The organism is Alphaproteobacteria bacterium (assembly GCA_015231795.1).
In the GTDB taxonomy this organism is placed as follows: Bacteria; Pseudomonadota; Alphaproteobacteria; order Rhodospirillales; family WMHbin7; genus WMHbin7.
The window spans coordinates 277,777-297,945 of sequence record JADGAX010000003.1 but is presented as its reverse complement, the minus strand read 5'-3'; the positions used below and the strand labels follow the sequence as shown (position 1 = coordinate 297,945).

The 20,169-nt window shown below is 59.8% G+C and carries 16 protein-coding genes; 7 read left to right on the top strand and 9 right to left on the bottom strand.

The features are described 5' to 3' along the window. Positions 1 to 49: 49 nt before the first annotated feature. The gene (locus HQL44_09120) at positions 50 to 1,213 is read right to left on the bottom strand and encodes an alpha-D-ribose 1-methylphosphonate 5-triphosphate diphosphatase (protein ID MBF0268742.1); all 1,164 of its coding nucleotides are present in this window, start codon (positions 1,211 to 1,213) and stop codon (positions 50 to 52) included. A gap of 326 nt (positions 1,214 to 1,539) precedes the next feature. Here HQL44_09120 and HQL44_09115 point away from each other — a divergent pair, with 326 nt between their 5' ends. The 3 genes from HQL44_09115 to HQL44_09105 are packed head-to-tail and all read left to right on the top strand — an operon-like array spanning position 1,540 to position 4,481. After that, a complete protein-coding gene (locus HQL44_09115; protein MBF0268741.1) occupies positions 1,540 to 2,988 on the top strand; it encodes a hypothetical protein in 1,449 nt (482 codons plus the stop codon). A 10-nt stretch (positions 2,989 to 2,998) separates the two neighbouring features. Next, a complete protein-coding gene (locus tag HQL44_09110) occupies positions 2,999 to 3,724 on the top strand; it encodes a transporter substrate-binding domain-containing protein (protein ID MBF0268740.1) in 726 nt (241 codons plus the stop codon). A gap of 13 nt (positions 3,725 to 3,737) precedes the next feature. Further along, positions 3,738 to 4,481: a hypothetical protein gene (locus tag HQL44_09105; GenBank protein MBF0268739.1), complete on the top strand. Its 744-nt coding sequence runs from the start codon at positions 3,738 to 3,740 to the stop codon at positions 4,479 to 4,481. On the opposite strand, the gene HQL44_09100 is transcribed toward HQL44_09105, so the two are convergent. The 5 genes from HQL44_09100 to HQL44_09080 form a co-directional block, all read right to left on the bottom strand. Then, positions 4,474 to 5,853, bottom strand: a complete 1,380-nt coding sequence (locus HQL44_09100; protein MBF0268738.1) for a phosphomannomutase/phosphoglucomutase — start codon at positions 5,851 to 5,853, stop codon at positions 4,474 to 4,476. The genes HQL44_09105 and HQL44_09100 overlap by 8 nt on opposite strands. Further along, positions 5,850 to 7,496, bottom strand: a complete 1,647-nt coding sequence (locus tag HQL44_09095) for an alpha-D-glucose phosphate-specific phosphoglucomutase (GenBank protein ID MBF0268737.1) — start codon at positions 7,494 to 7,496, stop codon at positions 5,850 to 5,852. Before HQL44_09095 ends, HQL44_09100 begins: the two co-directional genes overlap by 4 nt. Before the next feature lie 5 nt (positions 7,497 to 7,501). Next, the gene (locus HQL44_09090) at positions 7,502 to 8,821 is read right to left on the bottom strand and encodes a UDP-glucose/GDP-mannose dehydrogenase family protein (protein ID MBF0268736.1); all 1,320 of its coding nucleotides are present in this window, start codon (positions 8,819 to 8,821) and stop codon (positions 7,502 to 7,504) included. Between the two features lie 30 nt (positions 8,822 to 8,851). Continuing rightward, a complete protein-coding gene (galU, locus tag HQL44_09085) occupies positions 8,852 to 9,724 on the bottom strand; it encodes a UTP--glucose-1-phosphate uridylyltransferase GalU (GenBank protein MBF0268735.1) in 873 nt (290 codons plus the stop codon). A 171-nt stretch (positions 9,725 to 9,895) separates the two neighbouring features. Continuing rightward, entirely contained in the window at positions 9,896 to 10,216 is a 321-nt protein-coding gene (locus HQL44_09080) for a DUF1127 domain-containing protein (GenBank protein MBF0268734.1), read from the bottom strand. Between the two features lie 335 nt (positions 10,217 to 10,551). Between HQL44_09080 and HQL44_09075 the strand changes: the two genes are divergently transcribed. Continuing rightward, the gene (locus tag HQL44_09075) at positions 10,552 to 12,246 is read left to right on the top strand and encodes an SEL1-like repeat protein (GenBank protein ID MBF0268733.1); all 1,695 of its coding nucleotides are present in this window, start codon (positions 10,552 to 10,554) and stop codon (positions 12,244 to 12,246) included. 4 nt (positions 12,247 to 12,250) lie between these two features. Here the strand turns inward: HQL44_09075 and HQL44_09070 are convergent, their stop codons facing one another. Then, positions 12,251 to 13,576, bottom strand: a complete 1,326-nt coding sequence (locus HQL44_09070; GenBank protein ID MBF0268732.1) for a beta-glucosidase — start codon at positions 13,574 to 13,576, stop codon at positions 12,251 to 12,253. A gap of 241 nt (positions 13,577 to 13,817) precedes the next feature. Between HQL44_09070 and HQL44_09065 the strand changes: the two genes are divergently transcribed. Both HQL44_09065 and HQL44_09060 read left to right on the top strand, forming a co-directional pair. Then, positions 13,818 to 14,141, top strand: a complete 324-nt coding sequence (locus tag HQL44_09065) for an HU family DNA-binding protein (protein ID MBF0268731.1) — start codon at positions 13,818 to 13,820, stop codon at positions 14,139 to 14,141. Between the two features lie 78 nt (positions 14,142 to 14,219). Then, positions 14,220 to 14,720: a rubrerythrin family protein gene (locus HQL44_09060; protein ID MBF0268730.1), complete on the top strand. Its 501-nt coding sequence runs from the start codon at positions 14,220 to 14,222 to the stop codon at positions 14,718 to 14,720. Positions 14,721 to 14,741: 21 nt separating this feature from the next. Here HQL44_09060 and HQL44_09055 read toward each other — a convergent pair whose 3' ends face one another. Both HQL44_09055 and HQL44_09050 read right to left on the bottom strand, forming a co-directional pair. After that, positions 14,742 to 17,063: a PAS-domain containing protein gene (locus HQL44_09055; protein MBF0268729.1), complete on the bottom strand. Its 2,322-nt coding sequence runs from the start codon at positions 17,061 to 17,063 to the stop codon at positions 14,742 to 14,744. 41 nt (positions 17,064 to 17,104) lie between these two features. Then, the gene (locus tag HQL44_09050) at positions 17,105 to 19,570 is read right to left on the bottom strand and encodes a PAS domain S-box protein (protein MBF0268728.1); all 2,466 of its coding nucleotides are present in this window, start codon (positions 19,568 to 19,570) and stop codon (positions 17,105 to 17,107) included. Positions 19,571 to 19,680: 110 nt separating this feature from the next. Between HQL44_09050 and HQL44_09045 the strand changes: the two genes are divergently transcribed. After that, the gene (locus HQL44_09045; protein ID MBF0268727.1) at positions 19,681 to 20,169 is read left to right on the top strand and encodes a VUT family protein; all 489 of its coding nucleotides are present in this window, start codon (positions 19,681 to 19,683) and stop codon (positions 20,167 to 20,169) included.

The window sequence follows — 20,169 nt, the reverse complement described above, 5'->3', positions numbered from 1 at the left end:
GATTAGGGGAATGACGGCGCCGGTTCAATAAGGAGAAGGAAAGACGATTTTACAGATGCGCGCAAAAAGCCATCCGGCCTTCGGCCATGGTGGCGGCCACCATGGGCAGGTGGGGATCCGAATCATCGACTATGATCAGGTCGGCCCTAAGCCCCTCGATGATCTCTCCCCGGTCGGATAGGCCCAGGGCGCGGGCTGGCGCTTGGGATACCAGCGACCAAGCCTTGGCGAAATCCAGCTTGCCTTCGCGCATCAGCGTGAACGGAGCATGCAGCAAGGCGGGATAGTAATAGTCGGAGGCCAGAATGGTGCACAGGCCGGACTTGGCCAATTCGCCCGCCGAAGGGCGCTGGTAGTGGCTTTTGCCGCGCACCGCATTGGGAGCGCCCATGATCACGGCATCGCCGTTGGCGATGGCGAAAAAGGCGGTTTCGAAATCGCAGGGAAATTCGCACAAGCGGCTGCCCAGGGAATGGAACCAGGCGCGGTCGGTGGGCGAACTATCGTTATGCGAGGCGATGGGAATATGGCGGCTTCTGGCCTCGCGGGCCAAACGCTCGATCGAACTTTCTACCTCGCCTGCCCTGGACATCACCAGATCGAACAGCGAGCGGAATTCCTCCTCCGTCAGTTCCGAGCGCCCAGCATAGCGCACCGGATGCTCCCGCTTCTCGATCTTCCCGGCAATCGACACCGTATGGTCGTTGAAAGACAGAAGATCGATCCGCCCCTGATCCATCCAGGCGATCAGTTGCTGCTCGGCCTCGACATTGAAGGTTTCGTGGCGCAGATGCAGGCGCGTATCGGCCAGCAGGCGCGGGCGAACCTGATCCAGCGCCGCCATGAAGGCGACCGCCGACGACCCGTCGCGCAAACCCGGCTCCCACGACCAGGACAGCCCATGATAGGCCGTGGTCACGCCATTGGCCACCAACTGGCGGTCGGTATCGATCAAGGCCAGACGCTGGTCGAATTGAATGCCTGGACGGGGCATAAGCTGGCGCTCGAACACGTCGCCGTGCAGGTCGACGATGCCCGGCAAGATCAGATGTCCCTTGGCGTCCAGGCTGCGGTGGGCTTGGCGCTTGCCGCCAATCCCAGCGATCTTGCCGTCGGCAATATGAAGATCGGCCTCGGCAATGCTGCCGTCCGCCATGAGAACCCGGCCGCCGACAAGATCGACCGAATCAAGATGTAGTGTTCCGTCGCGCATGGCTTGGCTTTTAATACGGCTTTAGAAAAGCGTGTGTGATGATTTGGTGAAATCAAAATGAGAGAAAACGGCAGGGGCTCGATTTCCCCACCTCATTCATGCAACTTATTGTACGGAAATATAAATTCATCATACTTGCTTCATCTCCCCCGTAAGTTCGGCTCGACGAAACACGCCTGTCCTGTCATTCTGTTGTCATAAGCGGGGCAGACATCCACCGTCAGGGAAGACCGATTCTTTTGGCCTATGACAATCCGACGACGTTGAAAATGGGTTTGCAGGTGCCAGCACCCTCCAGGCGGTTATATCGTGGCATCGGCTGGCGCTTGCTGATTTCGATTCTTCTCGTCAGTTCGGTCGTGACGCTGGCGCTGACCGTGGGCCAACTCTATTTCGAATATCGGCGCGACGTCAGCGAGATCGAGCAACGCTTGGCCGAATTGCGCAGCAGCTATGCCGACAGTTTGGCGGGCGGGCTGTGGCAATTCGACACAGAGCAAATCAAGCTGCAACTAGGCGGCATTCAGCGCCTGCCCGACATTCAAGCCCTGGAATTACGCGAAACGAACAGCGACGGCCGTCAGCCGCTGGTTATCCGTTCGGGAACGCCGCTGGAGAATCCGCCCATCGTGCGCGAGTTTCCGCTGATCTTCACCGACCACAATGGGCCGCACGCCATCGGAACCCTGCGGGTCGAGGCCACGTTCGAACATGTTTACGCCAGACTGTTCGGCAGTGCTTTGATGATCTTGTTCAACCAGGGAATCAAAACCTTCATCGTCTCGCTGTTCATTCTTTTGATCGTCTACCGCCTTGTCACCCGCCACTTGATTGATCTTGCCCAGTCGGTCGACTCCTTCGACCTCAGAAGCACGGCGCCCCGACTGGCGCTTGACCGCCCCATCGGGGCCGAACCCGACGAACTGGACCGCATGGTTCAGGCGATCCAATCCATGCAAGATTCGCTTCGCAAGGCCTACAAGGATTTGCAAGCGTCGAATTTGGACATGGAAACTGAAATCAACCAGCGGCGCGAGACCGAGGCGAAACTTCAAGACTTGGTCGAGAAGCTGACCATCAGCAACTCTGAATTGCAGCGTTTCGCCTATGTGGCGTCGCACGATTTGCAAGAGCCGTTGCGAGGCATAGCGCTTTACGCCCAGAAACTTGAGAAGGATTATCGCGGCCGCTTCGACGCCAACGCCGACGAATATCTCGATTACATCATCGGCAACGCCCGGCAGATGTACAAGCTGGTCAACGACCTTTTGACCTTTTCGCGCCTGGGCCGCGGCTTGACCTTCACGACGGTGCAGCTTGACGCCGTCTGCCGCACGGCGATCGACAAGTTAAGCCAGCTCGTCGAAAAGTCAGGGGCCTGCGTCAGAGTGGGTCCTTTGCCGGAAATCGAGGGCAACGCCGCCCTGATCGCCGAGTTGTTCGAAAATCTGATCGACAACGCCATCAAATTTTCAAGGCCCGGCGTTGCGCTTGACGTCAGGATCGATTGCAAAATCCAAGAAGGCGAACCCGTCATTTCCGTCACCGACAACGGCATCGGCATCGAAGCGTCGAACCAGGATATTTTCGACATTTTTCGCCGCCATCACACCAAGCAGGCCTATCCGGGAACCGGCATCGGGCTTGCCATCTGCAAACGGATCGTTCAGCTGCATCATGGGCGCATCTGGTACGAATCGAAACCAACAGAGGGCACAACCTTCTATTTCACCCTTGGGCAAGGGGCCTTGCCGCAGCAACCGGAAAGGGACTAGGGAACAGGCCATGCGCTGGTCGCTGTCACTTTTCCTGGCGTGGCTTATCTGCTTTCCGGCCCAAGCCAGCGAGCAAATTGTTCTGTCCCAGCGCGACAATCTGCTGGCCAGATCCGCTTTCGCCATCGCTTCCGAGGCTTACCGTCGTATCGGGATCACGGCAAAGGCCAAAGTCCTGCCAAGCCTGCGGGCCATTCAAGAGGCGGATGACGGCGAGACGGACGGCGAACTGGCGCGTATGGCTGGACTAGAGGCGCAATACCCCAATCTGATCCAAGTGCCCGAGCCTTTGCTTAATTTTGATACGGTCGCCTTCACGACGGGGCTAATCTTCAAAGTCGATGGCTGGGAGAGTCTGCGCCCCTACAGCCTTTGCGTCTCTCGCGGCATGAAGCTGGCCGAGGATGGAACGGAGGGCATGAATCGATACTTCACCAACGATGTGCCTCAAATGATCAAGATGCTGCTGGCCGGGCGATGCCAAGTTGGCATTCTGGGATATGTCGTTTGGCCGGAAATTGATCGCCTGCAGGCACAGACTCTACGCTCGCTGGAACCGCCGATTGCCAGCACGCCTCTCTATCTTTACGTCAACAAGAAGCACAAGCACCTAGTTCCAAAGCTGGTTGCCGAACTTCTAAGGATGCAAAAGGATGGCACGACGGCGGCACTGCTTTCTCCCTTCGAAAAGGAAATTCAGACCGCGCGGCAGCGCAACGAGCCGCTGGCGAGATAAGGAAATCAAAACCATGCGCCGCCTGTTTCTCATTATGCTGATGTGTTTTTCTTGGCTTCCCGCCTTCGCCCAGGAGCGCAGCGCCGCCAGGGAAAAACTCGTCTTGTCGCAACGAGAAGACCCGCTGGCCCGCTATGCCGCCAGAATATCGGCCGAGGCGTTCCGCCGCTCGGGCGTCGAGACGGAATTCAGAACCCTGCCCAGCGAACGCGCCCTGCAGGCCGCCGACAACGGCCAGACGGCGGGAGACCAAGTCCGCGTGGCGGGTCTGGAGAAACTCTATCCCAATCTGGTCCAGGTGCCGGTGCCAATGTTGAGCTACCACACGGTAGTTTTCACCACGGGCATGACATTCAGAATCGACGGCTGGGATAGTTTGAAGCCATTCAGCCTGTGCATCCTTCGCGGCATGAAACTGGCCGAGGCGGCAACGGAGAGCATGGATCGCACGATTGCCAACGACGTCGCCCAATCAATCCTGATGCTGAAGGCAGGGCGCTGCAGCGTCGCGGTGTTGGGATACAACGCTTGGCCTGAAATCGACCGCATGAAGGCAGGCCCTCTTCTCTCGCTCGACCCGCCGATCAACAGTGTTCCGCTATTTCTTTACGTCAATAAGAAGCATGCCGACTTGGTGCCCTCATTGGCGCAAGCCCTGCAACATATGCAGTCCGAGGGATTCACATCCGGCGTTCTAAACGAAATGGAGCAGGAAATTCAGGCAGCCCGGCTACGCAACCTCATGCCGGCTAAATAGCCGACGAGAGGCCGGAGGCCGCCAATTGGCTCTTCAAGCGGCCCTTCAGTTCCGTCAGTCCGGCTTCGTCATTGGCCTCGGCCCTGGCCACCAGAACCGCTTGGGTGTTCGATGCGCGAAGCAACCACCAGCCTTCGGCTTCCTTCACGCGCACGCCATCGGTGGCGTTCACGTCGGCGCCCATGGCCGACAGGCGCGAACGAACTTCCTCGATCACCGCGAATTTTCGCTCGTCGGCGCAATCGATGCGAATTTCCGGCGTGTTGATCATCTTTGGCAATTTGTCATGCCAAGCCGCCAAGCCGTCTGGCAGGCGCGCCACCTTCGACAGAAAGCGAATGGCGGCATACAGCGCGTCGTCATAGCCGTAATAGGTATCGGCAAAGAAAATGTGTCCGCTCATTTCGCCAGCCAGGGGACAGCCGATTTCCGCCATCTTGGTCTTGATCAGGGAATGGCCCGTCTTCCACATCAAGGGTTGGCCGCCCATTTTCTCGATGGCGTCGAACAGCGCTTGGCTGGCCTTGACGTCGGCCATGATGGTAGCGCCCGGCTGGCGCTTCAGCACGTCTTCGGCCAGCAGCACCAGAATTTGATCGCCCCACAAGATGCGGCCCTTGCCATCGACGACGCCGATGCGGTCGCCATCGCCGTCGAAGGCGATTCCCAAATCGGCCTTCTCGTCGGCAACGGCTTGCTTCAAGGCGATCAGCGTATGCGGATCGGTGGGATCGGGATGGTGATTGGGAAATGTGCCGTCGATTTCGGCAAACAGAACCGTGTGATGGCCGGGAAGGCGCGCCACCAACTGCTTGACGACCTCGCCTGTGGCGCCATTGCCGCAATCCCAAACCACGCGCAGCGGACGCTGGCCGTTGTAGTCTTGCAGCAGGCGTTCGACATAGGCCTTGTCGATCGGGCGCTTGACCAGGCTGCCCGAGCCGGTGGCATAGGCACCCGCGGCGGCGATGCGTCCCAATTCCAAGATGTCGGCGCCAAAGAAGGGCTTGCCCTTCATCACCATCTTGAAGCCGTTATGGTTGGGCGGATTGTGCGATCCCGTGATCATGACGCCGCCGTCGGCCTTCAGGGTCTTGGCGGCGAAATACAGCATCGGCGTCGGCCCCAGGCCGATATCGATCACCTCGATGCCCGCCGCCTGCAAGCCCAGCGTCACCGCATCGGCCAAATCAGGCGAACTGAGGCGGCCATCCCGCCCAACCGTCACATGGCGCCCGCCCTGCTTGGCGCACATGCTCCCGAAGGCGCGGCCAATGGCGTAGGCGTCATCCGCCGACAATGTATGTTCCACAATGCCGCGAATGTCGTATTCGCGAAGAATCGTTGGATGAAGGGCATGGGACAAAGTCATGTGATCACCGTTGGCGCGTCACGTCCGGTGCGTTTCTTGATCCCCGCCAGTTCCTCTGCCGCCCGGATCAGGTCACCCAACGTCACTTGGGTATCGTCCTCATGTTTGGCAAGATCCGCCACGGGACGCTCGAAATAAACGCGCAGCGTCGCCCCCTCGGTTCCTGTGCCCGAAAGCCGGAACACCATCCGCGCCCCATCTTCGAACAACACCCGAACACCCTGCTTGGCGCTGACCGATCCGTCCACGGGATCGGTATAGGAAAAGTCGTCGGCCTTGCTAACCTTAAGTCCGGCCAGCATTTTGCCCTGCAGGTTGGGCAGTGAGGCGCGCAGATCGGCCATCAGCGTGTCGGCAATGTCCGTGGGGATGGCTTCCCAGTCATGGCGGGTATAGAAGGTGCGCCCAAAACGCTTCCAGTGGGCGCGAACCAATTCGGCCACCGGCTTGCCGGTGGCGGCCAACATGTTCAGCCACATCAGAACGGCCCACAGCCCATCCTTCTCGCGCACATGGTCGGAACCGGTGCCGAAACTTTCCTCGCCGCACAGGCTCGCCTTGCCGTCATCCAGCAAATTTCCGAAGAATTTCCAGCCGGTGGGCGTCTCAAAGCAAGGTATGTTCAGGGCCTTGGCCACCAGATCGGCCGCCCCGCTGGTGGGCATGGAGCGCGCGATCCCTTTCAACCCCTTGGCATATCCGGGGGCAACGGCGGCATGTTCGGCGATCACGGCCAGACTGTCCGAAGGGGTGACGAAGAAGGAACGTCCCAGAATCATGTTGCGGTCGCCATCGCCATCCGAAGCGGCCCCCAGATCGGGCGCATCCTGGCCGTTCATCAACTCGACAAGATCATGGGCATGCACCAGATTGGGGTCGGGATGTCCGCCGCCGAAATCCTCCAACGGAATGGCGTTCATCACGCTTCCCTTGGCCGCCCCCAGGCGGTTTTCGAGAATCTCGACCGCATAAGGGCCGGTCACGGCGTGCATGGCATCAAAGGCGATGCGATGCCCGGCCTTGAACCAGGCCCGGATGCCCTCGAAGTCGAACAATTGCGCCATCAAGTCGCCGTAGTCAGCGACCGGATCGATCACCTCGACCGCCGTGCTTCCCAGTTGGAATTTGCCTGTCGCCTCAATCGACGGAACGGCTGCATCCAGAATGCGGTACTCGCCAATGGTCTTGGTGCGGGCGAAAACGGCTTCGGTCAGTTTCTCGGGCGCGGGTGCTCCGGAAGCATTGTTGTATTTGATGCCGAAATCTTCCGATGGGCCGCCCGGATTGTGGCTGGCCGACAGCACGAAGCCGCCGAAAGCCTTGTGCTTGCGGATCACGCAAGAGACGGCAGGGGTGGACAGAATGCCTCCTGCCCCCACCAAGACGCGGCCAAAGCCCGCCGCTGCCGCCATTTTCAAGATGGTGACGATGGCTGGCTTGTTGTGATAGCGACCGTCGCCGCCCACGACCAGCGTCTTGGCTAAGAAGCCTTCCGGCGTTTCCGCCGCCAGCACATCGAAAACCGACTGAACGAAATTCTCCAGATAATGCGGCTGCTCGAAGACCTTGACCTTCTTCCTTAGGCCCGACGTGCCGGGCTTCTGGCCGTCGAAGGGTTTGGTTGCGACGGCGAGCAGCTTCATGTCTTTCAGCCTTTCTTTGGAACGGGACGTCCTACGCCCATGTAACTGAATCCCGTCGCCACCATTTCGGCGGGCGAGTAGACGTTGCGCAGATCGACCATGGCCGGCGTCTTCATCAACGACTTGACGCGGGGCAGGTCGAGCGAACGGAACTCGTTCCATTCGGTCACCAGAACCATCGCGTCGGCATCCTTCAGCGTGTCATAGACGTTTTCGCACCATTCGACGCCGGACAGCAGCTTCTTGGCCTCTTCCATGCCTTCGGGATCGAAAACGCTGAGTTTGGCCCCGGCCGCATTCAAGGCAGGCACGATCTCCAACGAGGGGGCGTCACGCATGTCGTCGGTGTTGGGTTTGAAGGTCAGGCCCAGGATGGCGATCTTCTTGCCTTTGACTGAACCGCCGCAAATATCGACCACCTTGTCGGCCATGCGCTTCTTGCGCTTGTCGTTGATGTCGACCACGGTTTCCACGATACGGGCCGGAGCGCCCGCATCCTTGGCCGTGCGCACCAAGGCCAGCGTGTCCTTGGGGAAGCAAGATCCGCCATAGCCGGGGCCAGGATGCAGGAATTTCTTGCCGATGCGGCCATCCAGGCCGATGCCCTTCGACACGTCATGCACGTCGGCGCCGACTTTTTCGCACAGGTCGGCGATCTCGTTGATGAAGGTGATCTTGACGGCCAGGAAGGCGTTGGCGGCGTATTTGGTCAGTTCCGCCGTCTCGCGGCCCGTGAACAGAATGGGCGTTTCGATCAGATGCAAGGGGCGGTAAAGCCTGCGCATCACTTCGCGGGCGCGCTCCTGCTCGGTGCCGATCACCACGCGGTCGGGGCGCATGAAATCGTGAATGGCCGAACCTTCGCGCAGGAATTCAGGGTTCGATACCACGTCGAAATCCGCCTTGGGATTGGTCTTTCTGATGATGGCTTCCACTTCGCGGCCCGTGCCCACCGGCACGGTGCTTTTGTCGACGATCACCGTATAGCCGTCCAGGGCCTGGGCGATCTCCTCGGCGGCGGCATAAACATATGACAAGTCGGCATAGCCGTCGCCACGGCGAGACGGCGTGCCCACGGCAATGAACACGGCGTCGGCGCCCTTGACCGCCGGTCCCAGTTCGGTGGTGAAGGACAAACGCCCGTCCTTCACATTGTCTTCCACCAGCTTGTCGAGACCCGGCTCGTAAATGGGCATGATGCCCTGCTTCAGCTTCTCGATCTTGCCGACGTCCTTGTCAACGCAGGTGACATTGACGCCGAATTCGGAGAAGCAGGCTCCGGAAACAAGTCCGACATAGCCGGTGCCGATCATGGTAACGCGCATGCGATGATCCTTCGCTGGGAAAAGTCGATTTTAGATTTCGATGGACTTCAGGGCTTCGCGGAATTCGTCGGCAAGGTCTGGCCGATCCAATCCATACACGACATTGGCGGCCAGGAAGCCCACTTTGTCGCCGCAATCGAAGCGCTGGCCTTCGAAACGAAGCCCGTGGAAAGGCACTTGGCCGATCGTTTTGGCCATGGCGTCGGTCAACTGCACTTCGCCGCCCGCACCCCGCTGCTGAAGTTCGAGATAGTCGAACACCTTGGGATGCAGAATGTAACGCCCGATGATGGACAGAGTGGAGGGCGCGACCTCGGGTTCGGGCTTTTCCACTAGGCCCTTGGCGCGCGCCAGCTTGCCGTCGTCCTTTTCGACATCCAGGATGCCGTAGCGCTTGGTGTGTTCACGGGGCACGTCCATCACGGCCACCATGCTGCCGCCGGTTTCCACCCATACATCGACCATCTGGCGCAGGCACGGCACGCGAGCGCGCACCAGATCGTCGGGCAGCAGCACGGCGAAAGGTTCGTCGCCCACCAGATCGCGGGCGCACCAAACGGCGTGGCCCAGACCCAACGGTTCTTGCTGACGGGTATAGGAGACCTGTCCCGACTTGGGCATCCAGGAGGTGACGGCTTCGATCTCCTTGGTCTTGCGCCGCTCAAGCAACAGCCGCTCGAGTTGCGGGGCGTGATCGAAATGGTCCTCAAGCGCCCCCTTGCCGCGACCGGTCACGAAGATGAAATGTTCGATGCCCGCCGCCTGCGCCTCTTCGACGGCGTACTGGATCAGGGGCTTGTCGACAACCGGAAGCATCTCTTTGGGCATCGCCTTGGTGGCGGGAAGAAACCGGGTGCCCATGCCGCCAACGGGAAACACCGCCTTGCGGACGCGTCGAACCATGTCGGATACCTCGTCGAAACCGTCGTTGAACAATGGCCGCCCGTGGAATCGGGCCGCGCCTGTTTTTGCCATAGCCTGTCGGCTACGGCAACGGTGTGACTCGAAAATAGGGCAAGAAAAAGGCCCTGAAGGCGAAAATATCGCCCAGGGCCTTAAAGAAGGATGACCGATTTAAGCAGCCAAGCGCTGGTCGGACGCGTAACGCCCGTCGAAAGAGGGCTTGGGAACATGCCTGACATCTTCATATTGGCCGCTGGCGACCCGGTCGATGTCGGTGCGTACCAAGCCGATATCGGCCAATTGGCGGTCGTCCATGGCCATCAACTCGGCGCTGATCCGGCGCCTCTCGTTCCAGGAAGCCAGGCCGACAAGGGCGCGAACGGCTAGCCAGCTCAGCTTTTCGACCCAGCCGAAAGCCTGGGCGGCATTATCCTGATCCGCAGCGGCGTAGCTGTGGATCCATCCTGCGGAATAACTGTTCACTTTGAGCATGTGCCGAAACTCCAATCTGCGTACAGAAACTTGATCTGCCTCAAGATATAGAGGATGTCAGTCAAATTCGCTTCCTCTAATTTTGCATTGCAGCAATTCACGGCATGCATATACCGCACTGCAAAGGCGCAAAAAAAACCGCGACGGGTATAAACGCCGTCGCGGTTAAGGTGCGGGATCATAAAAAAATGCCTGATGTGGGTGAATCTACTCCCTCCATATTGCCTGTCCTTAAACACAAGATGTGAGGCGCATGAATTGACGTGAATATGTGTTAACGTGAGAACTGTGCTAAATTACAAGCCTTTGTAGGCTTCCCAGGAAAGATTGCCCTCATGGCCAATCCCGACCGCCCCTATGGAAAAATGCGCCGCCAGCCCCTGCTGGCGCTATTGGCACTGGCTGGCGCATGGCTGGCCGCGCTTCCATTAGGCGCGCAGCCAGCCCCCCAGCCTCCTGTTACGCAACTTGGCAGTGCCGCCATCATCTACACATTCCGTGGCATTCAGACCTCGGACATTACCTGGGTGCGGCAAGCCGCCGAGCAGGGCTTTCCCGCCGCACAAATGGCTTTGGCCCGCCATTACCGTTTGGGCAACGGCGTCGAGCGCGACCTTGCTTTGCAGTCCGCTTGGCTTAGCAGGGCCGCAGAAAAGCAATTTCCCTGGGCGGCCTACGAACTTGGGCGCGTTTACGAGACCGGCGAAGGCGTCTTGGCCGACGACGCCATCGCCAGGAATTGGTACCGACGGGCGGCCAACCTGGAGCTGATTCCCGCCATGAAACGGCTGGCCGAATTGAAGGATGGCGAGGACGGCGGACAGGCCTGGAAAAAACGTTACGATCTGGCCGCCGCCCTGGATGTAAAATATATCGGGCTGCTGAAATCGATCCAGGCCAGCCAGATTTCCGACGAAGCGGCCTATGCCGAACTGGCGGTCCTGAGCCAGGCCGGGCACCGGCGCGCCGGACTGGACATGGCCCTTAGACAAATATCAGGGCGCGGCACCGCCAAGAACGTCGAAGCTGGCCTTAACAAGCTTGAGGAGAGCGAAAAGAGCGGCCATGCCGCCGCCTCGCTGCATTTGGGCGAGCTATTTCTAGCGGGCAAGGAAATCGAGCGCGACACCAACAGAGCCGTCACGCATCTGCGAAAAGCGGTAGAGGGCAACCAGGTGAAGGCCATGACGCTGCTGGGGCGATTGTACGAACTGGGCAGCGGCTTGGCGCAGGACATGGACAGCGCCCTGATGCTGTATCGGATGGCGGGCGAGCAAGGCGAAAGCAGCGCGCAATATCGCCTGGGCTATTTGGCGGAACAGGGCAACGCCATGCCCAAGGACATGGACAAAGCCCAGGCTTGGTACAAACTTGCCGCCCAAGGCAACAACCAAAACGCCAAGGATGCGTTGAGGCGGCTGGGCGTCTCTCTTCCAGCCACAGCCGGCGCCACAGCAGCCCCCGACGGCGCAGCCCCCGCTTCCTCGCTGAAAAGCAAGGCGCTGTCCTTAAGCGTCGATTCGGTCTGCAAGGGATTGAGCGGGGAAGAACGTAGCCTCGTCGAAGCGTCGTTCAAGGAAGAGGCCGCAAAACTGGGCAAGAGCGCGGACGGCTTGCTTGGCGAAGCGCGCAGCGCCGCGGCTGGGAAAAGTTGCGACGAGCAGGCCGCCAAAATCATGCGGGCAGGTCTGGCGGCAACCTTGCGGCCGCGCTATCAGGAGTTCAAGGCCAAGGATGCCGAAGCCAAGATATGGGCCAGCCTGATGCCCGCCCAGTTGATCAACCGGCGTTGCAGATTTTTCGGCGCGGAAGCGGCAAGTCAGCTCGACCGCTTCGCCAGCCAGCTCGATCAGCGCATTCAGTCGCGCGTCAAATCCGATCCGGCGATGTCGACCGCCATCGGCATGGCGGAAGAGGAATTCGCCAACATGGCCAACAAATCCGCCTGCGACGCCAAAGCGCGCCAGCAAGTGGAAGGTGCTTTGAAATTCGCCAACGGCGCCGCGAAAAAAGGGGCCAAGGAATACTGAGGGATCAGAGGCTTCCGTTTTTGATGACCTCGGCCAGGAAACGATAGCTGTCCTTGGGCGTGCGCTTTTGCGTTTCGTAATCAACGCGCACGATGCCGAAACGCTTGGACAGGCCGAATCCCCATTCGAAATTGTCCAAAAGGCTCCAGGCCAGATAGCCCTTCACGTTGCAGCCGTCCTGGGCGGCACGTCCCACCGCTTCTATATGATCTCTTAGGAACGCCACGCGTTCGAGGTCGTGCACGGAGCCGTCGGCTTCCACCTTGTCGTCATAGGCGGCCCCGTTCTCGGCGATGTAAACCGCCGGATTGCCGTAATCGCGCTTGAACTCCATCAGCAGGTCGTAAAGCCCGTCGGGCTGCACCGGCCAGGCCATATAGGTCCAACGGTCGCAATGCGCGTCGCCCCAGGTGACGTCAAAGGGGCGCCCCGCCTCGTGCTTCATCGTCATGCGCGAATAATAATTGATGCCCAAAAGATCGATGGGGAAGCGGATGGCCTCTTCGTCGCCGGGCTGCACGATGCCCTTCATCTTCTCGGCCAGAATTTCGGGAATCTTGCCCCGCATCACGCCATCCAGCGGCACGCGGTTCCATACCGCGTCCCAGCGCTTGGCGGCGGCGACGTTTTCGGGTTTGTCGTCCTCGGCCCGGCAAGGCTGCAGATTGATCACCGTTCCGGTGGTCAGCCCCGAATGTTCCGCCGCAATAGCCCGCAAGGCAGCACCCTGCGCCAAATTCTGGTGATGAAGGGCGCGCAGAATGCCCTGCTCGCCCAGATTGAGGCCCGGCGCCTGATCGGTCAGCCCATAGCCGAAAATGGCCACCACATTGGGTTCGTTCAGCATCATCCAGTCTTTGACCCGGTCGGCCAAGCGCTTGGTGACGATGCGGGCATAGTCGGCGAAAGGCCCCACCACGTCGCGGCCCTGCCAACCGCCCTTGTCCTCCAAGGGCTGCGGCAAGTCCCAGTGATAAAGACAGGCCATCGGACGAATGTTGGCGGCCAGAAGCGCATCGACCAGACGATCGTAGAAATCAAGACCCTTCTCGTTCACGGCGCCTGTCCCCGTGGGCAGAATGCGCGGCCAGGCGATGGAAAAGCGATAGGCGTTGAAGCCCGCCTGCTTCATCAGGGCGACGTCTTCAAGATAGCGATGATAGTGGTCGCAAGCCATGGCCGCCGTCGAGCCATCCTGGATGCGCCCCTGAGCGGCATAAGTGTCCCAGATGCACGGGCCGCGCCCATCCTCGTTCAACGCGCCCTCGATCTGATAAGACGAGGTCGATGCGCCCCACAGAAAATTCTTCGGAAAGGTCAGTGCCGCCATGATCTCTGTTCCCTTGCCTTTGCATCATCACTTGAACAAGGATGCACGAAACGAAAGAACTGCGCCATCCCTTGCCGCATCGAGCCAAAAAGAGAATCGACGTTCCGAGTCGCAGCCTTGACGCAAAAATTGTCCGCGAGAAAAGTGTTTATTATCAATATCCTTGAGGGTTGCCGCTTGAAATCGCCTTATTTCTATGGTCTTTCATGCCTATCGATCAACCTTTTCAGGGATAAAAAACATGGCCAAGGCACCTACGACCAAGGCGGCGGCGGCGGCTGACAAGCCCGCTCTCGTCACGCTCAAGCACCTCGCTGCTGCGACTGCGACCAAGCATGAAATGTCCAAGAAGCAGTCGGAAGCCATTCTGAACGACGTCGTCGACATGATCACGAAGCACCTGAAGAAGGGCGCCCGCGTTCGCATCGTCGGCCTGGGCGTTCTGCAGGTCAAGAAGCGTGCCGCCCGCATGGGCCGCAACCCCGCCACCGGCGAGGCCATCAAGATCAAGGCCAGCAAGAAGGTTGCCTTCCGTCCGGCCAAGGAACTCAAGGAAGCGATTTGATTTCTTCGCTTCATTGACGAAAAGAAGGCGGCGCCCAGGCGTCGCCTTTTTTTTGGGCCTCCAACAAGGGAAAACAAAATGAGCACGCAGGACAATCTGAAGGAAGCCTTTGCCGGGGAAAGCCAAGCCAATCGCAAATATCTGGCCTATGGCGAGCAGGCGGCCCGCGACGGGCTGGCCATGGTGGCCAAACTGTTCCGCGCCGTTGCCGCCGCCGAAACCATCCACGCCCACAGCCATCTGCGCGCCATGGACGGAGTCAAGGAGACGGTGGCCAATCTGGAAGACGCCATTGCAGGCGAAGAACATGAATTCACCCACATGTATCCACCGATGCTGGCCGAGGCCAAGGCGGAGGGCCACAAGCGGGCGGAACGGTCGATGACCTATGCCCTTGAGGTTGAGAAGGTCCATTTCGGACTGTTCAAGCAGGCGCTGGAAGCGGCGAAGGCAGGTAAGGATCTTCTTGTCAGCGCCATTCGCGTCTGTCCGGTCTGCGGACATACCGTCATCGGCGAAGCGCCCGACGAATGCCCAGTCTGCAAGATCAAGGGCGAGAAATTCGCCGAAGTCGCCTGACTCTTCAGCCTGCCCGCGGGTTCAGCCTGCGGGCAGATACAGAGTGACCGTGGTCCCTTCACCACTGGCCGAGGCGATTTCAATGCGCCCGCCATGCAATTCCACGAAGCGCTTGACCAGCACCAACCCAATGCCGCCGCCCTTGCCGGGCTTTCCGGCCTCAAGCGTTCCTTCCAGCGCCGCCTGATCGGCCCCGGTAATTCCCGCCCCCGTGTCGGCCACCGTAAAGGCGACGTCCTTGCCCTGTCGGCTGGCGGCCAGCGTGATCTGCCCGCCCTCAGGCGTGAACTTCACCGCGTTGCTGACCAGATTGTACAAAGCCTGTTTTAATCGCTTGGCGTCGCCCACCATCCAGCCGATATCGGGCGGGCAATCGTAATTGAGCGTCAGCGCCTTGGCCTTGACCGCTTCGCGGGTTAGAGCCAACACGCCCGACAACAAGACGGTGATGTCCAAAGTGTCGATAGACAGGGTCAGGCGACCGGCTTCCAGGGTGGCCAGTTCGACCATCGCATCGACCAGTTCATAGGCCAGACGCGACGATTCAAGAACGCCCTTCACATGTTCGGCTTGGCGCGAATTCAGATCGCCGTAATAGGCGTTGGCCAGAATGTCGGCATGCCCAACAGCAGCTTCCAGCGGCGCCTTCAACTCGGCCGCCACGCTGGCCACGAACTCGGCGCCTAAACGATTGGCTGCTTCCAGAGCCTGACCTCGTTCGATCAAGGCCTTCTGCACGCGCGCCGAATCGGTTACGTCGTACCAAGTGACCAGCAGCCCGCCATCGGGCAGCGGCAGACTGGCCTGATCAAGCACCAAGCCGTCAAGACGCTCCAGACGCATGACCTCGGATGGACGTTCGGCCAACAAGCGCTCATAGCTGCGCTTCAGACCATCCCAAGATTTCTGTTCGACATGCGAGCGCTGTATCTCGAACAGCCAACTGGCATGAGGCTGGCTCATCAGCACGGCGTTGTCGAGACCCCACAGCCGCACCAGCGCCTGATTGAACAGCTTCAAGCGTCCGTCGCCGCCGAACACCGCCACCGCTTCGTGCAGATGGTCGAGTGTTTGGCGATGCACGGCGATCATGGTGTTGTACAACCGTTCCAGGGCCAGCTTGTCCGTGACGTTTTCATAGGTGAACAACAGGCCGCCCAAAGGATGCGGCGCGATCAAGCGCCTTAGCGTGGTGCCGTCGGGCAGATGCACGATGTCCTCGGCGGCTTCCATCAGTCCGGTAAAGCGCTTCAGCTCGCTTTCCTTGAAGGCCGGGAAATCGGCCTGCTCGGGCAACAGACGCCGTTCGCGCAGATAGTCTAGGATTTCAACATAGGCCGGTCCCTGCGACAGCCAGGCGCGATCAAGGCGCCAAAGATGCACATAGGCGTCGTTGAAGAAGGCCAAGCGGGTATCGGGGCCGTGAATGGCGATGGCGGGCGTCAGACGTTCCAGCACCTCGCCATGAGCGGCGATATGGCGCGACAAGGAATCATGCGCCTCTTCAAGGCGGGTCATGTCCTGGGCGTAACCCGCCATGCCGCCCGCCAGGGGAATTTCGGAAATCTCGAACAGGCGGCGCTGACCATCCACCACCAGATGGCGCGCTTGGGTCATCATGCGGTTTTCCGCACGCACCGTCTCGGCCAGCGCGGAACCGTCTTGCATCAGTTCATTCTGGCTGGCCACCGCCTGAGCGGGCGAAATGGCGTCCACCGCCTGCGCATAGGCCCGGTTGCACCAGACCAGTTGCAGATCGGCATCTCGAAGCCAGACGGGAATGGTCATGGCGTTCAGAACGGCGCGCAGCCGGTCGCGCTCGGTCAGCAGGACGAAGGTTTCAGAACTCAGGCGGTCCAACGTCTCCGTGTTCTGAGTGATGTCCTCGACCCACAGCACATCGGCCAGCCATCGATCGGAAGCGTCCGAAATCCGCTGGCCGGTAAATCGCACGCGCCTGACGGGGTCCAGCAGAACGGCTTCTTGCGCGAATCCAGCGCCTTCACGGCGCAACCCGGCAACGCCCGCCAAAAGGGCGGCCTGATCCGAAGGGCCGAAATACTGCACCAGTTCCTCGAACAAGGTCTGCGTGCCTGCGCGCAGGCCCAGCATGATGGCCAAGCGCCTGGAGCAAACCTGCCCGCCGTCGGCGTCCCAGCGGTAAAATCCGTTGGGCGAGAAATTTAGCATCTCGGTGAGGCAGGCGGTTTTCTCGTTGTTGCTTTCCAGCGCCAGATCCGTCTCGACCCGCCTGCGGGCCAGCAGGGCCAACGCGGCCACAGCAACCATCAGCCCAGCGGCCAAGGCCAGAACGAGCGGAGAAAGGATATCGGAATCGGTCATCTTGGCATGAGGGTGCCCGCCTTGGATCAGAAAGGCAAGCGTTACCCCTGACCCTCGCTCTGCGCCTTGGCCAGCCAGAGTTCCAGCGCCTGCCAGGACTGAGCCTGAATGTCCGCCATGGCCTGGGCCAGATGCAGCGCTTCTGCATCCTGCCCTCCCTTGGCGGCGTTCTCCGCGCTGATTCCTTGTCGGTACAGAGCAGAAAATCCCAGATTGGCAGCCGCACCCGCGATCTTGTGGGCGACTCGTCCAACCTGCGAAACGTCCTTGGCGTCCAGGGCGGCGCTCAGGCCTCGAAAATTATCGGCCGAACTCGTGCGATAGGTGCCGATCAGCTCTTTCAGCTTGTCGGCGCCGAAGGTGCTGAACCAAAGAGCCAGCTTTTCCTGGTCAAGCAAAGACGCCGCCTCAAGGCTCGTCTGGTCGGGAGCGCCCATGGGCCTAGCCCCTCCCCCCCCTGCCGACAACGAACTTAATGTCGCGCGAATGTCATTGAGATTGAGGGGCTTGGGCAGAAAGCCGTTCATGCCCGCCGCCTCGGCCCGTTCGCGATCCGAATGATGGACATTGGCCGTCATGGCGAGAATGGGCAATCGTGCCAACTGATCGACGGGCAATGCCCGGATTCTCCTGGCGGTTTCATAACCGTCCATTTCCGGCATCAAGAGGTCCATGAAAACGACATCAACCGGCTGGCCAACCAGCTTGGCCAGGGCTTCTTCGCCGGAAGCGGCATGAATCACCTTGTGGCCGTCAAGTTCCAGCAATCCCCCGGCAACCAGACGATTGATCTCGACGTCATCGACCACCATGACCGCAAGGCCGGTCGGCAATCGCCTAGCTATGGACGTCTCGGCCTGCCCCGGCTCACCCGTCAAGAAGGGCAGCATGAAATGAAAGACGCTGCCTTCGCCCGGTCTGCTGGAAGCGCCAATCACGCCACCCATGCCTTCGACCAGCCGCTTGGCGATCGCCAGCCCCAGCCCCGTGCCGCCAAAGCGCCGAGCGATGGAGGAGTCTGCCTGCGTAAAGGGGGCGAAAATGGATTTCAGGCTGGCCTCGGGAATGCCAATTCCCGTGTCGATCACGGAAAAGCGAATCATCTGATTGCCGTCCGATTCCTCGGGTACTTCCAACTTGATTTTCACGCCGCCGCTCTGCGTGAATTTGACCGCATTGCCAACCAAGTTCAGCAAGATTTGGCGCAGCCGCCCGGGATCGCCCTTGACCCAGCCGATGGCTGGCGGAATCTCGACGCCAAAGGTCAGCCCCTTTTCCTCGGCGCGAACCGACATCAACTGCCCCAGGTTTTCGACCAAGTGCTTCAGGTCGAAATCGATGCGTTCGAAGACGAAATGACCAGTATCGAGCTTGGTGGCGTCGAGAATGTCGTCCAGAAGGGCCAGCAGCGCCTCGCAAGAGCCGCGCATGATTCTGATGAAGTTTTGTTGGCGCGGCGACAGTTCCGAACTTTCCAGAAGCTGGATCATGCCCATCAAGCCGTTCATTGGGGTTCTGATCTCATGGCTCATCACGGCCAGGAACTCGGTGCGCGACCGAACCGACGATTCGGCTCTTTCCTTGGCCAAGGACAGTTTTTCCTCAAGGGCTTTTCGATCGGTAATGTCCAGCACAAGGCCGATGATGCCGCCCACCTTGCCGTCGGGAAGGGTAAACACCGCCTTGTGAAACATGACTTGACGCCGACCTTCTTCCTTGGTCTCGACCGAAGTTTCGTAGACCTGCTTTCCGCCGCGCTGCATCAGATCGAGATCTGCCTGATGATAGACGCGGGCCAGATCGCTGGGGGCGATCTCATAGACCGTGCGGCCACGTATTTCCCCGCCATCCTTGCCAAGGAAACGGCAAAAAGCCTGGTTGAGGGCGATATAGCGGCCAGAAGAGTCCTTGACGAAAACCGGAAGCGGAATGGAATCGAGCAGCAACTCTTGAAACTTCAGTTGATGCGCCAGACGTTCCTGGCTTTGCTTCAACTCCTCTTCGCTCTTGCGCCTTGAGGTGATGTCGAGAGCGGCGCACAGCACCCGGGTCCGACCGCCGACATCCGCCACCCGCGACAAATTCAGATCGGCCCAGCGCAGCGAGCCGTCATGATGATGGAAGCTCATCTCCAATTCCAGGCGCTGCAACTCGCCCTTCAGCAGCCTTTCGACAGCCGCCCAATTGGCGACGCGCTCGGCGGGTGCTGGAATGTCTTGCCATTTCATTTTGCGCAACGTCTCTGCCTCGTAGCCAAGCGTCAGCGCCCAGGCTTGGTTGAATTCAAGCATGCGGCCATCGGCATCGATCAGAACGATGCCGACCGATGTCCCCGTGAAGATGCTGCGGTATCGTTCCTCGCCCTGGCGGGCAAGTTCCAGGGTTCGCCTTGTGAACCACCAAGCGAGCGCCCAGATCGCCGACAAGGCAACCAGAAGCAACAGGAAAGCGATGTATACGCCTTGGGCCTCGAACACGGCCATCCCCCGCAAGGCAAGAATTCGCATTACACTACAATAGGTTGGATTTTTCTGCCAGCCCGATATTTGTAAATTCCTTGCAAACCCTGGCTTCTTGGCTAATCTCTCGCCTTTCCCAATTCCAAGGTTTACGCCCCATGCTTGCGCTTATCGCCTATATCGCCGTCATTTTCCTTGCCAACTGGGCCATCCAGACCTTCCATCTGGTGCCGGTTGGCTTCGGCCTGATGGCGCCCGCGGGCGTCTATTTTGCAGGCCTCGCCTTCACGCTTCGCGATCTGGTGCAAGACAAGCTGGGGCGCAATTGGACGATTGGCGCCATTCTGGCGGGCGCCGCCCTTTCCTATGCGATCGAGCCGAAATTCGCCCTGGCCAGCGGCGCGGCCTTCCTGGTTTCCGAATTGCTCGATTTCGCCGTTTACACGCCGCTCAGGAAGCGCAACTGGATGATGGCGGTCACGATTTCCAATCTGGTCGGTTTGGTGGCCGACAGCGCCCTGTTCTTGTGGCTGGCCTTCGGCAGCATCGCTTACTTGCAAGGTCAGGTGGTGGGCAAGTTGTGGATGACCATTGCCGCCGTGGCCCTGTTGTGGCTGTACCGGCGCCATCGCCAGCAGGCTATTTGA

Coding starts and splice junctions, on each gene's coding strand:
- HQL44_09120 (MBF0268742.1), bottom strand. CDS start 1,213: ATGCGCGACGGAACACTACATCTTGATTCGGTCGATCTTGTCGGCGGC.
- galU (MBF0268735.1), bottom strand. CDS start 9,724: ATGGTTCGACGCGTCCGCAAGGCGGTGTTTCCCGTTGGCGGCATGGGC.
- HQL44_09065 (MBF0268731.1), top strand. CDS start 13,818: ATGGCCAAGGCACCTACGACCAAGGCGGCGGCGGCGGCTGACAAGCCC.
- HQL44_09070 (MBF0268732.1), bottom strand. CDS start 13,576: ATGGCGGCACTGACCTTTCCGAAGAATTTTCTGTGGGGCGCATCGACC.
- HQL44_09045 (MBF0268727.1), top strand. CDS start 19,681: ATGCTTGCGCTTATCGCCTATATCGCCGTCATTTTCCTTGCCAACTGG.
- HQL44_09105 (MBF0268739.1), top strand. CDS start 3,738: ATGCGCCGCCTGTTTCTCATTATGCTGATGTGTTTTTCTTGGCTTCCC.
- HQL44_09080 (MBF0268734.1), bottom strand. CDS start 10,216: ATGCTCAAAGTGAACAGTTATTCCGCAGGATGGATCCACAGCTACGCC.
- HQL44_09055 (MBF0268729.1), bottom strand. CDS start 17,063: ATGACCGATTCCGATATCCTTTCTCCGCTCGTTCTGGCCTTGGCCGCT.
- HQL44_09050 (MBF0268728.1), bottom strand. CDS start 19,570: ATGCGAATTCTTGCCTTGCGGGGGATGGCCGTGTTCGAGGCCCAAGGC.
- HQL44_09095 (MBF0268737.1), bottom strand. CDS start 7,496: ATGAAGCTGCTCGCCGTCGCAACCAAACCCTTCGACGGCCAGAAGCCC.
- HQL44_09100 (MBF0268738.1), bottom strand. CDS start 5,853: ATGACTTTGTCCCATGCCCTTCATCCAACGATTCTTCGCGAATACGAC.
- HQL44_09060 (MBF0268730.1), top strand. CDS start 14,220: ATGAGCACGCAGGACAATCTGAAGGAAGCCTTTGCCGGGGAAAGCCAA.
- HQL44_09075 (MBF0268733.1), top strand. CDS start 10,552: ATGGCCAATCCCGACCGCCCCTATGGAAAAATGCGCCGCCAGCCCCTG.
- HQL44_09110 (MBF0268740.1), top strand. CDS start 2,999: ATGCGCTGGTCGCTGTCACTTTTCCTGGCGTGGCTTATCTGCTTTCCG.
- HQL44_09090 (MBF0268736.1), bottom strand. CDS start 8,821: ATGCGCGTTACCATGATCGGCACCGGCTATGTCGGACTTGTTTCCGGA.